This window comes from Endozoicomonas sp. ALB091 (genome assembly GCF_049310265.1).
Lineage (GTDB): Bacteria > Pseudomonadota > Gammaproteobacteria > Pseudomonadales > Endozoicomonadaceae > Endozoicomonas.
On the sequence record NZ_JBLYNQ010000007.1, the window covers coordinates 927,227 to 942,919 of the forward strand.

General features: G+C 52.3%; 9 protein-coding genes. 6 read left to right on the forward strand and 3 right to left on the reverse strand.

Annotated elements, in window-relative coordinates; genetic code table 11:
• The first annotated feature begins 69 nt into the window (after window positions 1–69).
• Window positions 70–1,125, forward strand: a complete 1,056-nt coding sequence (locus ACO6UX_RS15850) for an AI-2E family transporter (RefSeq protein WP_422449200.1) — start codon at window positions 70–72, stop codon at window positions 1,123–1,125.
• A 24-nt stretch (window positions 1,126–1,149) separates the two neighbouring features.
• Complete coding sequence (locus ACO6UX_RS15855; RefSeq protein ID WP_422449202.1) at window positions 1,150–1,812, forward strand: NUDIX hydrolase; 663 nt, start codon at window positions 1,150–1,152, stop codon at window positions 1,810–1,812.
• Between the two features lie 179 nt (window positions 1,813–1,991).
• On the opposite strand, the gene tldD is transcribed toward ACO6UX_RS15855, so the two are convergent.
• From tldD to ACO6UX_RS15870, 3 genes are all read right to left on the reverse strand, one after another.
• Window positions 1,992–3,431: a metalloprotease TldD gene (gene tldD / locus ACO6UX_RS15860; protein WP_422449204.1), complete on the reverse strand. Its 1,440-nt coding sequence runs from the start codon at window positions 3,429–3,431 to the stop codon at window positions 1,992–1,994.
• 352 nt (window positions 3,432–3,783) lie between these two features.
• Window positions 3,784–8,199 (reverse strand): hypothetical protein, encoded by a 4,416-nt coding sequence (locus tag ACO6UX_RS15865; protein WP_422449206.1) that lies wholly within the window; start codon window positions 8,197–8,199, stop codon window positions 3,784–3,786.
• Between the two features lie 423 nt (window positions 8,200–8,622).
• Window positions 8,623–11,145, reverse strand: coding sequence for a hypothetical protein (locus ACO6UX_RS15870; RefSeq protein ID WP_422449208.1), 2,523 nt, complete (start codon window positions 11,143–11,145; stop codon window positions 8,623–8,625).
• A gap of 778 nt (window positions 11,146–11,923) precedes the next feature.
• Here ACO6UX_RS15870 and ACO6UX_RS15875 point away from each other — a divergent pair.
• Genes ACO6UX_RS15875 through ACO6UX_RS15890 form a run of 4 tightly spaced genes read left to right on the forward strand, consistent with a single transcriptional unit; the run spans window position 11,924 to window position 15,627 of the window.
• Window positions 11,924–12,457, forward strand: a complete 534-nt coding sequence (locus ACO6UX_RS15875; RefSeq protein ID WP_422449210.1) for an efflux RND transporter periplasmic adaptor subunit — start codon at window positions 11,924–11,926, stop codon at window positions 12,455–12,457.
• On the forward strand, window positions 12,426–12,881 hold the full coding sequence (locus ACO6UX_RS15880; protein WP_422449212.1) for an efflux RND transporter periplasmic adaptor subunit: 456 nt from the start codon (window positions 12,426–12,428) through the stop codon (window positions 12,879–12,881). Before ACO6UX_RS15875 ends, ACO6UX_RS15880 begins: the two co-directional genes overlap by 32 nt.
• A 3-nt stretch (window positions 12,882–12,884) precedes the next feature.
• Window positions 12,885–14,054 (forward strand): efflux RND transporter permease subunit, encoded by a 1,170-nt coding sequence (locus ACO6UX_RS15885; RefSeq protein WP_422449214.1) that lies wholly within the window; start codon window positions 12,885–12,887, stop codon window positions 14,052–14,054.
• Window positions 14,002–15,627: an efflux RND transporter permease subunit gene (locus ACO6UX_RS15890; protein WP_422449568.1), complete on the forward strand. Its 1,626-nt coding sequence runs from the start codon at window positions 14,002–14,004 to the stop codon at window positions 15,625–15,627. Before ACO6UX_RS15885 ends, ACO6UX_RS15890 begins: the two co-directional genes overlap by 53 nt.
• The last annotated feature ends 66 nt before the right edge of the window (window positions 15,628–15,693 follow it).

The window sequence follows — 15,693 nt, forward strand, 5'->3', positions numbered from 1 at the left end:
ATAGCACGCCCGGGTTAACTATGATGAAATCGACTGAATCTCTCCATTATTATCATCGAGGTTAACCTGATGCGGGGCATCAAAACGACACATGTCCGCCATATATTTCAGGGGCTGGCAGCACTGATTATCATCATAACGGGGATCAAGCTGGGCAGCACACTGGTTATTCCCCTGCTGCTTTCTGCCCTGCTTGCCTTGCTGGCCAATCCTGTGGTTGATTTGCTGGCGCGGTTCAGAGTTCCGCGAATCGTCGGAATCCTGTTTACCTTAACGGCCTTTGTCATCTTCGCCCTGTTATTCCTGGGTAATGTTGCCAGCACGGTTCAGGAGTTTACCGCCGCACTGCCCGGGTATCGTGAACAGCTGACTGAGTCGTTTAACAGGACTCAGGCTTTCCTGACACAGAAAAATATCCGTATTGACCTGAAAACCTTTATGGACTCCTTTGACCCATCGGCGCTTGTCAGTCTGCTGACCAATATGATTGGCAAACTCAGCAGCACCATGAGTTTTGCCCTGCTGATTTTAATCGCCGCCATCTTCATGCTGCTGGAAGCCCCGCTGCTGCCGGGTAAGCTGCGCTTGGCACTGTCATCCCCGGACCATGAATTACAGAGCATGCGTCGTTTTCTCCACTCATTTAACCGTTATGTGGCCCTGAAAACGCTGATCAGTATGATCACTGGCCTGCTGGTTGGCACCATGCTCTGGGCGAAAGGGGTGAACTTTTATGTGCTCTGGGGACTGGTCGCTTTTCTGTTTAACTTTATCCCTAATGTCGGCTCCATCGTGGCGGCTATTCCCGGCATTCTGCTGACACTGCTGCAGTTTGGCTATGGCGATGCCATGCTGGTTCTGGCGGGCTACCTGGCGATAAACGTGTTTATCGGTAATATCATTGAGCCTAACGTTATGGGACAAGGGCTGGGATTGTCGCCCCTGGTCGTCTTTCTGTCGTTGATCTTCTGGGGCTGGCTGTTAGGGCCTGTAGGGATGATTCTCTCCGTTCCACTGACCATGTTTATTAAAATCATGATGGAATCTTCCAGACAGTGGCGGAACATGGCTATTCTGTTAGGACCTGACGACAGTGCAGAGCAACACGAACAGAAGAACAGCTGATTAATAGGTAAAAGGGAGCCGGTGATGGTTGATAAACCTGACGTTGATCTGAAAAAGAATGACCCGGATAAAAATCCATGGATCGACTGGGCAGAAAAGATCCGGGCCATTGCCCAGAACGGACTCGCCTTTTCCGGAAATGAGTTTGACCTTGAGCGATATCACCAATTACAGGCTATTGCCCATGATATGACCGCACTGCTGACCGGAGCCCCCACAGCAAAAGTGAACGACTACTTTCTGCCGGATCATGGTTATGCCACCCCGAAGATTGACCTCCGTGGCGGCGTATTCCTCGATAATAAAATACTGCTGGTCAAAGAGCGATCTGATGGGCGCTGGGCTCTGCCCGGGGGCTGGGGCGATGTGTGTGAACCTCCCGCTTATGGGGTCGAGCGGGAAATTGTGGAAGAGTCCGGCTATACCGCCAGGGCATTAAAGCTGGTCGCTGTTCGGGATACCCAGCAACACCCCTACCGCCCACGAAGCCCCTATCATATTTACAAATTGATTTTTCTCTGCGAATTGACCGGTGGAGCCCCAAAAGAGAATATTGAAATTTCCGATATCGGCTTTTTTGATATTGACGATCTGCCGGAGCTTTCCGGGGGAAGAACCTTGCCGGAAGATATCCAATTATTATTGGAACACAAAAATAAACGCGAATTGCCCACCGTTTTTGACTGAAACGATGGGCACAATCCGCAGAGAATATTAAGTAATTGTCTTTTAATAAGTTCCCGATTTCCGTTCACCCTGAGTGCTGAGCTTGTCGAAGTATCGAAGGGTCGTGCCACCGAACTTCGACAAGCTCAGTCCGAACGGAGTCGGGCGATGAAAATAGGGAAGTTATTTCCAGACAATTCCTAAGCCGTACCACCCACGGTAATTTCATCAATCTTCAAGGTCGGCTGACCAACACCCACCGGAACAGACTGACCATCCTTACCACAGACCCCTACACCCGGGTCCAGCTCCAGGTCATTGCCGACCATGGACACCTTGTTCATCACATCAGGGCCGTTACCAATCAGGGTGGCACCCTTGACTGGCACGGTCTTTTTGCCATTTTCAATCAACCAGGCCTCACTGGTGGAGAACACAAACTTACCGGAGGTAATATCCACCTGACCACCGCCCATGTTCTCCACATAGATACCTTTTTTAACGGTACTGATAATCTCTTCAGGATCATGCTTGCCAGCCAGCATATAGGTATTGGTCATCCTTGGCATGGGCAGGTGGGAATACGACTCACGACGTCCGTTACCGGTCGGTGCAACACCCATTAAACGAGCGTTCAGCTTATCCTGCATATAGCCTTTGAGAATGCCATTTTCAATCAGGACGGTGCTTTCTGTGGGTACGCCCTCATCGTCCATATTCATGGAACCACGACGACCGCCCAGCGTACCGTCATCAACAATGGTACAGAGTGGAGAAGCAACCCGTTCACCAATCCGGCCAGCATAGGCAGACGACCCTTTACGGTTAAAGTCACCTTCCAGTCCATGGCCTACCGCTTCGTGCAGCAGCACCCCGGACCAGCCAGCGCTTAATACCACCGGCATGGTGCCTGCCGGAGCGGCTACTGCTTCAAGGTTGGTCATCGCCTGACGCACGGCTTTGCGGGCATACTCAAGGCCGGTGTCGTTGAGCAGGAACTGAAGGTAGTCACCCCGGCCGCCGCCTCCGGCAGACCCGCGCTCAATACGCCCTTCTTTTTCAGCAATAACACTGACATTCAAACGGACCAGCGGGCGAATATCCGCTGCCAGCGTGCCATCGGAGGCGGCTACCAGCACCACCTCATGGACACCGGCCAGACTCACCGTCACTTGCTTGACACTGGGGTCGGCCTTGCGGGCTTCCTGGTCCAGCTTTTTCAGCAGATCAACTTTATCTTCACTGGTTAAAGAATCCAGAGGGTTGGCGGTTCCGTAGAGCGACAGTGGCTGGCTGCGCTGCCATGCCTGAACCTGCTGCTGCTGGCCGACCCGGGCAATACTTCGGGCGGCACCGGCAGCCTGTTCCAGTGCCGGGAGAATAATTTCATTGGAATAGGCAAAACCGGTTTTCTCGCCACTCATGGCGCGAACACCGACCCCGCTGTCGACATTGAAACTGCCTTCCTTAACGATGCCATCTTCCAGCACCCAGGACTCATGGCGCATGGATTGAAAATAGAGGTCAGCGGCATCCACATTGTGCCCCAGAATGTTATCCAGAATCCTGCTGAGTTCACTGTCGCCGATATTGGCTGGAGTCAGCAGTTGGTCGCGGGCTGTTGTAATAATATCGGTCATAGATTTTGTCACCACTTTTGTTACCGCTTTTGTCAGCAGCATGGCTTCACACTGGTTTATTCTTATTGCAAGCCTACTCCCTGAGAACGGGCTAACTCAAGGGAAGTTTACAATTTCTCATAATGCATTTTGTTCAGTTTACCGGCTTCCATGGCCTCCCTGAACCACGGATTCCTCCCCCTTTCTACACCGCATACCATCAGCCTTTTTCGGGAGGCTGCCCAATGTGAGTATAAACTGAATAGTCGCCCAGATTCGCGACCAAGATTATTTCACCCCATGCGGGCAGCATCACCTGCATAAATGGCTCGATCAGTTATTGGCCTGCTGATTTAAGTGTTCCAAAGGTATTTCAGGATCCGCTGGTTGCTGTGCCTCGTCCCGACGATGATAGTGTTGGTAGAGAGCGCATAGACCAATGCCCGCAAGGATCGTGACAGCGGTACCCAGGCTGACACCCAGGACAACCCAGGTACTGATGGTTCCAGCCAATGGTGCAGGCGTGACGGGCAGTGCCGTTGCCGGGGGCATGCCGGAGAATGTCATTGATGCTTCCGGTAACGTCACCACGGTTTCCGTTACTGGTGCTGAGGTTGTCATTGCCGCCGTTGCCAATGGTGTTGTGGGAGTGATCGTGGCATTGATGGACGGTAACGGCGTTGAGATGGTGTTTCCTGTAATGGTTGTATTGGACATTACCATTTCGTTGAGCAATGCCGGGGTGGTCAGAGCAGGACTGGACAACGGAGTGCTTGTGTTGGCCATTGCCGTTTTGCCCAGTGGTGCCGGGGTAGTCTGAGTATGGCTGGACGGCCAGCGGGCTGGTAGTTCTGTCCATTGTCGCTTTGTTGAATGGCACCGGGGTGGTCTGTGTATGGCTGGACGGCGGGCTGGTAGTTCTGTCCATTGTCGCTTTGTTGAATGGCACCGGGGTGGTCTGTGTATGGCTGGACAGCATGCTGGCTGTGCTGTCCATTGCCGTTTTGTTGAATGGTGCTGGGGTAGTCTGAGTATGGCTGGACAGCGGGCTGGCTGTGCTGTCCATTGCCGTTTTGTTGAATGGTGCCGGGGTAGTCTGAGTATGGCTGGACAGCGGGCTGGTTGTGCTGTCCATTGCCGTTTTGTTGAATGGTGCCGGGGTGGTCAGAGTATGGCTGGACAGCGGGCTGGCTGTGCTGTCCATTGCCGTTTTGTTGAATGGTGCTGGGGTAGTCTGAGTATGGCTGGACAGCGGGCTGGTTGTGCTGTCCATTGCCGTTTTATTGAATGGTGCCGGGGTGGTCAGAGTATGGCTGGACAGCGAGCTGACTGTGCTGTCCATTGTCGTCTTGTTGTATGGTGCCGGGGTAGTCTGAGTATGGCTGGACAGCAGGCTGCTTGTGCTGTCCATTGTCGTTTTATTGAGTGATGTCATTGCCGGTTGTTGTGAGGTTGTATCAGCCATCGCAGGGTTATTGGTCGAGGATGCCGCTGTCTGCGGGCTATATTGCCGGACAGCAGGTGAATGGGCAGGTGTAGCAGCAATAGATGTTGCTGAACAGTTCCAATGCCAATGGTCTTCAGTGAGTGAGCCCGACGTGAGTTGGCAATCATCGGTTACAAAACGGGAGTCAGCGGTACGGCATAATTCGGATGAATCTGCAGAGCCAAAGTTTTCCAGCTCACCATTAACCTGGCTGTTCAATGATCGTATATCCGCTGTACTGCCGGCCTTACGACCGGCACCAATACCCCCACTCCCATCCGCCGTTGAAACAGAACAGTCAATAGCGCTGATCCCTCTGACCTCATCATTCACCACCCCGCCACCAATGCCGGCATGTGCCAAACGGCCTTCCGTCCTTACGTGGCTGTCCACGGCAACGAGATCATTGACGGAACCCCTGATAAGTTGGCCTCCGCCGCCAAAAGGTCTAAGACTGGGCCTCATGCCAACCTGTCCGCCACCAATGCCTGCATAAGCTATGGGAGCTTTGGTGGTGACATGGCTCTTGATCACCGTCATGGTGCGGATATCACCGGCCACTTCACCGCCGCCAATGCCGGCATCGGATGAGAACTGATCAGTGCTGACATTACTTGACAGAACCGTCAGATGCTCAATATCCCCGGTGATTTTGCCCCCTCCAATCCCGGCATTAGAATGGCTACCCCGGGTTTCTACCCGGCTATCGGTTACTGCCAGATGCTCACCCTGTCCAGCCATCCTGCCAGCGCCGATACCCGCATCTGAGTGACGGCCAGAGGTGGTGACCTGACTGTCTGCGACATTCATATTCTTCATCTGTCCCCTGGTCGTACCACTGCCAATGCCGGCCGGGGAAAAGTTGCCAGTGGTTGTGACCGAACTGTTTTTCACATCAACGCCCTCAATCAGGCTGCCTGTTTCCTGCTGTCCGGTGATGACGCCAGTGGAGGTACGACTAAAAAGATTAGCAGCCCGCTCGTTGATAATGCTGGTATCCTCGACAAGGATGTCGCGAACCGTTGATTGTTCGCCCATTTCACAAGCCAGTGCCGCTGAGAACCGATCACTGTTTTCGATGGCTCCATTGGCGACATGCAGGTCATGCACAATGGCATCACGCCCAAGCTTGCCGAATAGGCAACCCTCCGGATCACTGATGGTATGACACCCCCCATCATAATCCCCCTTGAATGGCGTGCTCCAGCTCCCAATGGTCACACTGTTGTTATGGCTGAAACTTTTTGTCTGAAGGTAGTGACCGTCCAGGGGATAGCCTGGCTGACCGATTTTGCCCAGTGTTTCGCTATCCGCGACCAGTATCGGACTGTCCGGTGCAGCCGACGTTCCGGTCAATGGTTTGCTGCCAGGAAGCGGTGTGGTGGTATGGGACAGCGCTGTTTTATGCATGGTTGTCGGCGTTGTCAGTGCATCGGTTGCTGGTTGTGTGATTGGATTTGCTGTCACGGTTTCCGTGATGGGTAATGTCGTTGGCTGAGGAACCGGGGCCGAAGTAGCAGTGGAGCTTGAACAGTTCCAATGATCTCCGGTGAGTGAATCAGGGTTCAGCTGACAATCACTGGTCACAAAACGTGCATCAGCCGTACGACATAAACCGGGTAAGGTAACATTGCCAAAGTTTTTCAATTCACCATTAACCTGGCTGTTCAGGGAGGCGGTCCCCTTCTCGCTGCCTGAACCGAGTGCCTTCCCAATATCTGCAAAACGCCCGGTGACTGAACTGTTCACTGCGGTGGTATCAGCAACTTGCCCCATGTTCCAACCGGCACCAATCGCAATCCAGGAAAGGTTCTGACTGGCTGAAACAGAACAATCGATAGCCGTTATGCCGTTGATCTCACTTTGCTGACCAGCTACAAGGCCACCGCCAATAGCAGCAAAGCTGTGATCATTTTCTATGTTGACCCGGCTTTTCAGGGCAACAAGTTCACTGACCTTGCCAGCAACAGGCGGAAACACTCTGCCAACCTGCCCACCACCAATGGCAGCATGCCCGCTGGTTCCCGTCGTTGTGACCTGACCGTTGACTACGGTGAGTTGTTTTATCTGGCCAGTGACCAGGCCACCACCTATGCCTGCTGGAGAATAAGCCCCTGCACTGGTAACCTGAGTGTCTCTAACGGTCAAGCGCTCGATATTACCATCAACCCATCCTCCCCCGGCTCCGGTATCTGTGTTCCGCCCTGAAGAAGTGACTGAGCAGTTAACAATCTCAATGTCTTTCAGAACGCTCTTTTTACCCTGTAGCCCGGTAATTACCCCGGCGGTACTGACCGACTCTGAGGATATTACCCCTTGCCTGGTTGCCACGCTGCCATGTTCAATCCGGACATCACTGACCGCAGAGCCACCGGACATTTTACAGGCCAATACGGCAGAGTGCTGCTTGCCGGTTTGATCAATGGTGGCATTGGCAATACGCAGGTTCTTAACGTCGGCACCGGACCCGAGTTCACCGAACAAACAGTCCTGCAGATCGCTTATGGTATGGCACCCACCGTCGTAATGGCCCTGAAATGGCGTGCTGTCACTGCCAACCGGAACACTGGTGTTATGGCTGAAGCTTCGAGTCTGCTGATAATGAGCGTCCGGGGGATAGCTATCGTTACGGCCGATTTTGCCCAGTGTTGCGCTATCCTCAACGGGTATCGGGTTGTTCCAGGCCCCGGGTCTGCCTTCTGCAGGCAGGGCCGCAGCACCCGCCAGCCGGTCCATCGCCATCAGGGTGGCGGTTGCCATGGCCGGACCTGATACACGTTTTGCTGTGCCCGAAGCGGTTACCGGCTTGTCTGGCTTTTCATCTTCCTGTTTTTTATCAGTGACCTTTTGCGAATGGTGTTTTGACACATTGTCTGAACCGCTGGCTGGCTCTTTACCAGACTTTCCCGACACGGCCATATTATCCAGGCTATTCGCCAGAGAAACGTAAGAACAGATGGTTCCTATCGCATCGCTCACTGCACTCACATTGGGTACCCAGCAGGAAAGTACCTTACTGGCCAGCCCAACCCCCTGGACGACACTATCCGCCAGGCTTGTTTTGTCGTTTTTATTGTCAGCAGGCAGCGTATTGGCAACCGGTGCAGCTGGCTGGCTGGTTTGTCGTTGATGCTCAGGAATATAATTGGGAGAGAGAGAGCTGAAGAAGGAGGTAACACCTGACTGGACAGCAACTGCAAACTTTCCTAATGTACCAGTGGGTTTGGTTTTTGCTGGTTCGTTAAGGTAGGGATTACTGGTTACATCTGTCATTGGTGCATGAGTTGAAGAAAATGGCTGCACAATTTACTCCATAAATGTTGTCTCGGTTATACATTGAGAGTGCCATTGTCGTATGAGTAAAAAACAAAGGCATACACCTAGGAGGCTAGATGGCTTTTTGTCATTATTTCAGTTTTGGTAAGATTGCTTTGGACTACATAAAGTCATAAGCAATTTCTTTTGCCGTGAAAGATATTTTGCTTTATTCGATTGTTCTCACTTTTTGCGTCGGCTTGTTCAACGTTGAGCTCTGCTATTTCCAAACCCTGAACAAGAACGGGGCGGTCAGAGTAGCGTTCAATGGTAAATGTGATTGCATGTATTGTTCTCCATAATGTTGTCAACACAGTTTCAAACAGGCAGAAAGCCAGCACTGCTGCCAGGAGGAATCCGCTGCCTGCAAGCCAGCCATGCAGGCAGCAGAACATTCATAAATGGATACAATCAGTTATTGGCCTGCTGGTTTAAGGGTTCCAAAGGTATTTCGGGTTCCGCTTGTTTCGGTGCCTCGCCCCGACGGTGGTATTGGTAGAAAGCGTATAGACCAATGCCTGCAAGGATCGTGAAAGCTGTACCCAGGCTGACACCCAGGATCAGCCCGGTGTTCGGGATTGTAACCAGTGGGGGGGTGGTGGGCAGTACCGTTGTTGGGGGCATGCCAGCAAATGTCACTGATGCTTCCGGTAACGTCACCCCGTTTTCCGTCACTGGTGCTGTGGTTGTCATTGCAGCCATTGCCAATGGTGCTGTGGTAGTGACCGTGGCATTGATGGTCGGTAACGGCGTTGTCATGGTGTGCCCTGTAATGGCCGTATTGGACATGACCATTTCGTTGAGCGGGGCCGGGGTTGTCAGAGTTGGGCTGGACAGCGGGCTGGTTGTGTTGGCCATTGCCCTTTGGCCCAAGGTGGCCTGGCTTGTCAGAGTTGGGCTGGACAGCGGACTGGTTGGGCTGGCCATTGCCGTTTTGTCCACGGGGGGCTGGCTTGTCAGAGTTGGGCCGGACAGCGGGCTGGTTGTGTTGGTCATTGCCCTTTGGCCCAAGGTGGCCTGGCTTGTCAGAGTTGGTCTGGACTGCGAGCTGGTTGTGTCGGCCGTTACCTTTTCATTGAGTTGTGTCATTGCCGGTTGTTGTGAGGTTGTATCAGCCATCACGGTTTTATTGGTGGTGGCTGAAGCTGGCTGCAGGAACCGGCTATGTTGCCGGGTAGCAGTTGAACGGGCAGGTGCGGAGTCAGTAGATGAGGCAGTAGATGAAGCAGTAGATGTTGAACAATTCCGATACCAATGGTCTTCAGTGAGTGAGTCAGTTAGCTGACAATCATCGTTCACTAAACGGGAATCGACGGTACGGCATAGTTCGGGTGAATATACAGAGTCAGAGTTTTGTAAGTCACCGTTAACCCAGCTGTTCAACGTTCGTATTTCCGTTGTTTTATTACCATGACTATAACCGGAATCAATACCCGCACGCCTATTATTCGCCGTTGTAACATTACAGTTAATGGCAATGCCCCCCCTGACCTCACCAGCCACCATCCCGCCACCAATGCCGGCATAGGCCCGGGAGCCTTCCGTTCTAACGTAGCTGTCCAGGGCAACAAGATCATTGACGGAACCATCAAGCCCGGGTTCGCAATGAGTTCCGAAACCACCAACCATCCCGCCACCAATGGCGACATTCGCATGCTTACCATCGGTAGTGACCCTGCTCTTTACCACCGTTATGTTCCGGATATCACCGCACACTTGGCCGCCGCCAATCCCGGCATGAGCCAGGCCACCCATGGTTAGTACCCAACTATCGGTGACTGCCAGATGCTCAATCTCTCCAGACATCTTGCCAGCACCGATACCTGCAACTGAGTAACGCTCAGAGGTGGTGACCGAACAGTTTTTCACAACAGCGCACTCAATCAGGCTGTCTGTTTGCTGCAGTCCGGTGATGACGCCAGTGGAGGTACGATTAGAAGCCCGCTTGTTGATAATGCTGGTATCCTCGACAAGGATGTTGCGAACCGTTGATTGTTCACCCATTTCACAGGCCAGTGCCGCTGAGTACCGATCACTGTTTTCGATAACTCCATTGGCGACATTCAGGTCATGCACGATGGCACCACGCCCAAGCTTGCTGAATAGGCAGCGCTGTGGGTCTCTGATGGTATGACCGCCTCCATCATAACGCCCCGTGAATGGTGTGCTCACGCTACCAATAGCCACACCGCTGTTGTGGCTGAAACTTTTTGTCTGACGGTAGGAACCGTTCGGGGGATAGCCTTCCTGACCGATTTTGCCCAGTATTTCACTGCCATTCACGCATATTTCACTGCCATTCACGCATATCGGGTTGTTCCTGGACCCTGGTTTTCCTTCTTCGGGCAGGGCCGCAGCACTCGCTAGCCGATCCATCGCCATCAGTGTGACGGTTGCAATGGCCGGACCGGACACACTGTTTGTTGTGTTGGAAGCGGTTACCGGCTTGCCCTGCTTTTCATCTTCCTGGTGTTTATTGGTGATCTCTTGCGAATGGGGTTTTGGCACATTTTCCGAACCGCTGGTTGGCTCTTTACCCGACTTGGCCATATTGTCCAGGCTATGAGCCAGGGAAAAGGAAGAACAGAGTGTTCCTACCGCATCGCTCACTTCACTGACATTGGGTACCCAGCAGGAAAGTACCTTGCTGGCCAGCCCAACTCCCTGGACGACATCAGCCACTAAACTTGTTTTGTCGTTTTTATTTTCAGCAGGCAGCATATTGACAACCGGGGCAGTTGGCTGATTGGTTTGTCGTTGATGTTCAGGAACATAATTGGGAGAGAGAGAACTGAAAAAAGTGGTAATACCTGACTGGACAGCAACTGCAAACTTTCCTAATGTACCAGAGGGATTTGTTTTTGCTGGTTCGTTAAAGGAGGGATTGCTGGTTACATCTGACATTGGTACATGAGTTGAAGAAAATGGTTGCACAATTTACTCCATAATAGATGTTGTCTCTGTTAGATATTTAGAGCGCCATTGTCGTATGAGTAAAAAACAAAGGCATACACTAGTACATCGTTTCAATGAGTTTGACGTGTACAATCTCCGTTCACCCTGAGCGTCCATCGTCTCCGCTCAGGATGCGCGGACTAAGGGGGCTTGGCACGATCTATCAGAGTCCGGAGTTTCCGTCCTTCGACAGGCTCAGGACGAACGGAGTGTGGAGGCACGACAACCAGTCAAACTCATTGAAACCATCTACTAGGAGGCTAGATGACTTTTTGTCGTTATTTCAGTTTTGGTAAGATTGCTTTGGACTACACAAGGCCATAAGCAATTACTTTTGCCGTGAAAAATATTTTGCTTTATTCGATTGTTCTCACTTTTTGCGTCGGCTTGTTCAACGTTAAGCTCTGCTATTTCCAAACCCTGAACAAGAACGGGGGCAAAGAAAGCAATATGCATAGTACACTACGAAGTTTACATTTTTTTAACGCAAGCATACTATAAACTCAAACGTTTACTTCTGAGTTATAAGCCTCCCGAACACAACTTCAGGAAATAGTTTTCCTCCTACCTTGATCACATCGGATCAGATTTTTTTAGAGACCGGTCACTATGCTGACATCCATACAAATCACCAGACGGGCAGCTGCCATTGCCCTGGCATCACTCCTTCTTGGAGGGTGCGGTCAAGAAGACGTTGCTCAAACAAAAACTGTCGTTATTCAACCTGCTCTGACAGAAGTGGTCAGCAGCAGTATCAATGATGAACTCAGTTTTAATGGTGTGGTCCGCTGAACGAGCCAACCTTGCCTTTCGTGTAGGTCGACTGATCACCAACATCCGGGTAAAAGAAGGTGATTACATCAAACAGGGGGATCTGCTGGCCAAACTGGATGCCCGGGATGCCAAAACAGCACTTGCATCGGCGGAGCTTGAGCTGCAAAGTGCAGAGGATGACTATAATCGCGCCAAAGCGATTTTTGACAAAAGCCGGGCGATTTCCAAAAGTGATCTGGACGCCATCACCACCCGATTCAATCTGGCCCGGAACCGTGTCGATGAAGCAAAACGACAGCATGAGTACACCGAGCTGCGAGCACCTTTTGACGGCATCATCGGTCGTAAACTGGTGGACAACCATATCCAGATCCAGATCCAGGCCAATGCGCCAGTGCTGGTGCTGCATGACCTGAGTGACCTGGAAGTTGTGATTAACCTCCCCCATCAGATGATGCTTTCCGAGCAGAATCAGGCGACAGTCAATGCGGAATTATCCGGTGGTATTCGGATTTAATGACCTCAAGGGCTTCCGCGTTCTGCCGGGCATGGCTGTTAAAGTCACTGCGTCCAGCACCCGGGCGGAAGGCGCTCTGGCAACCATCACCGTTCCGCTGACGGCAGTGGTTCCGGACAATCAGGGCGGCCAGTTTGTCTGGGTGGTTGGCAGTGACAGCCGGGTGAAAAAACGTTTTGTCAAAGTGGGCAACCTGAATAACAACCGCATTGAGATCAGACAACACCTGACCACCGGTGAACGGGTCATTATCGCCGGTGTCTCCAGCCTTAAAGAGGGCATGGAAGTTCGCCCATATACCGATAGCTCTGCTGAAAAAGCCACGAAAGGCTCTGGAAAAGCTGATGGCTCTTTCATCAAAAAAGCTGATGGCTCTCTTATCAGAAACGCTGATGGCTCCACCCAGAAAAGTTCTGGAGTCTGATGCATGGATATTGCACGCTACACCATCGCAAAACGCACCAGTGTCTGGGTGATTATCGCCCTGACCCTGATCGGCGGCTATATCAGCTACCTGAAACTGGGTCGCTTTGAAGACCCTGAATTCGTTATTCGTCAGGCGGTCATTAATACGCCTTATAATGGTGCCACCGCTCAGGAAGTAGCCGATGAAGTCACAGACCTGATCGAAGGTGCGGTTCAATCCCTGCAGGAGCTAAAGGAAGTAAAGTCCGTCTCCAAACAGGGCATGTCCGAAGTGACCGTTGAAATCCAGCTGGAATTTGCCAAAAGCTCCGGGGATTTACAGCAGGTCTGGGACAAACTGCGGCGGAAAATCAGTGATGTTCAACGGCAACTGCCGCCCGGTGCCGGCCCATCCATCGTTAATGATGATTTCGCCGATGTTTATGCCCTCTTCTTTGCCGTAACCGGTGAAGGGTTCAGTGACCGGCAACTGCAGGATTATGTCGACACCCTGCGTCGTGAGCTGGTACTGGTGCCGGGCGTAGCCAAAACAGCCACGCTGGCCGAACAACAGGAAACCATTTTCGTCGAAATATCCAGTGAACGGATGGCCAGGTACGGCCTGTCGGCAGAGAAAGTCCTTCAGGTACTGCAAAAACAGAACCTGGTGGCCGTTGCCGGCAGTCTTGCTACTGATGCCATGCGCATTCCAGTGATTCCCTCCGCCAGCGTACACTCCTTTACTGACCTGAAAAATCTGCAGGTCGGCGTTGGTGAAAACAACGCCGTACTCCGCCTGGGCGATATTGCCGATGTGACCCGGGGATACCGGGAACCGGCCTCCATGCTGATGCGCTATAACGGCGAACGGGCCATTGGGTTTGGTATCTCCAATGTCACCGGTGGCAACGTGGTGGATATGGGCGATGCGGTCAAGGCACGGATTGCTGAACTGGAAAACCAGCGACCACTGGGCATGGAGCTGGATGTGATTTCCATGCAATCCGATTCGGTGCGTGCGTCAGTGGCCATTGCTGGGCGGAACCGTTGTGGGCATCTGTGCCTTCAGTGCCATTGGTCTGTCACCGTCGGATATGGGGGAATACGCCGGTTCACTGTTCTGGGTAATCCTCTACTCCATGCTGTTCAGCTGGGTATTTGCGGTCACAGTCACCCCAATGCTCTGCCATGACTTTATGAAAGTGAATACCAGCAAGGCGGCCCCAAAGCCAGGTCGAATGATCACGGCCTATAAAGCGCTGCTGGTATGGGTTATTAACCATCGTCTGGTAAGTTCAGTACTGCTACTGGCCACAATGGCAGTAACCATCTGGGGTGTGCAGTTTGTGCCTCCCGGCTTTATGCCTGATTCACAACGCGCACAGTTTGTGGTGGACGTCTATCTGCCACAGGGTTCCGATATCAAGCGTACCGAAGCAGTGGTTGCTGATATCGAGCAGGATGTAAAAGCTAAAGAAGGCATCACCAATATCACCAGCTTTATTGGCGGCGGCGGACTGCGCTTTATGCTGACCTATTCGCCAGAGGCGCGGAACCCAAGCTACGGTCAGCTGCTGATTGATATTGATGATTACACCCGAATTGCGCCGTTATTGAGCGAACTGCAAACAGAACTGGACACCAAATACCCCGACGCATCAATAAAAGCCTGGAAGTTTATGCTGGGCCGCGGTGGTGGCAAGAAGATCGAAGCCGGTTTCGAGAGTCCGGACAGTCAGGTGTTGCGTCAACTGGCTGAGCAGGCCAAAACAATCATGCTGAATGAACCTGACCTGATTGCGATTCAGGACGACTGGCACCAGCAGGTACCTGTCCTGCGTCCGGTATACGCAGCTGAAGAAGCGCAACGTTTCGGCCTGACCACACCGGAGATCAACCAGGCCATTACCCAGACACTGACTGGCCGAAACGTCGGGGTGTACCGTGAGGGTAATGAGCTGATTCCTATTGTGGTCCGCTCACCCGAGGATGAACGCAACCATCAACGGGCTATCGAAAATACCGAAGTGTTCAGTCAGGTGGCGCAGCGCTTTATTCCGGTGAGTCAGTTGATCGATTCAGTCGATGTCGTCTATCAGGATGCCATCTTGCGTCGTATTGACCGCGTACCTACCATTCTTGTACAGGGCGACCCGGCACCCGGTGTCCTGACGGCGGATGCATTCAACAATATCCGCAGCAAAATCGAAGCGATTGAACTGCCTCCCGGCTATCAGCTGACCTGGTATGGTGAATACAAAGCCTCAAGGGACGCTAATGAAGGACTGGTGATTTCTGCGCCTTATGGTTTTGCCGCCATGATCCTGTCGGTCATCTTTATGTTCAACGCCCTGCGCCAGCCCCTGGTCATCTGGCTGACCGCACCGCTGGCACTGGTGGGCGTCACTATCGAGCTGGTAATCTTTCAGACGCCTTTCGAATTTATGGCGATACTGGGCTTTTTAAGCCTGATCGGCATGATGGTAAAGAATGCGATTGTTCTGGTGGACCAGGCGGATGTGGAAAGCAAAGGTGGGAAACCGGCGTATCATGCCATTATTGATGCCGCCCTCAGCCGTGCCCGTCCGGTGTTGCTGGGTGCCCTGACCACCATACTGGGCGTGGCTCCGCTATTGGTTGATCCGTTCTTTAAAAGTATGGCAGTGACCATTATGTTTGGTCTGCTGTTTGCCACCATTCTGACCCTGGTGGTTATTCCACTGTTTTATGCCATCTTCTTCAAAGTGACTGTTGAAACGGCATAAAAGCGGATAAGAATATTCGCTCCTGCCGGGAGCGAATATTTTTTCAACCATTGGCCTGCCATTGAC

Coding starts and splice junctions, on each gene's coding strand:
- ACO6UX_RS15880 (WP_422449212.1), top strand. CDS start 12,426: ATGCGGAATTATCCGGTGGTATTCGGATTTAATGACCTCAAGGGCTTC.
- tldD (WP_422449204.1), bottom strand. CDS start 3,431: ATGACCGATATTATTACAACAGCCCGCGACCAACTGCTGACTCCAGCC.
- ACO6UX_RS15890 (WP_422449568.1), top strand. CDS start 14,002: ATGCTGTTCAGCTGGGTATTTGCGGTCACAGTCACCCCAATGCTCTGC.
- ACO6UX_RS15885 (WP_422449214.1), top strand. CDS start 12,885: ATGGATATTGCACGCTACACCATCGCAAAACGCACCAGTGTCTGGGTG.
- ACO6UX_RS15855 (WP_422449202.1), top strand. CDS start 1,150: ATGGTTGATAAACCTGACGTTGATCTGAAAAAGAATGACCCGGATAAA.
- ACO6UX_RS15850 (WP_422449200.1), top strand. CDS start 70: ATGCGGGGCATCAAAACGACACATGTCCGCCATATATTTCAGGGGCTG.
- ACO6UX_RS15875 (WP_422449210.1), top strand. CDS start 11,924: ATGATGAACTCAGTTTTAATGGTGTGGTCCGCTGAACGAGCCAACCTT.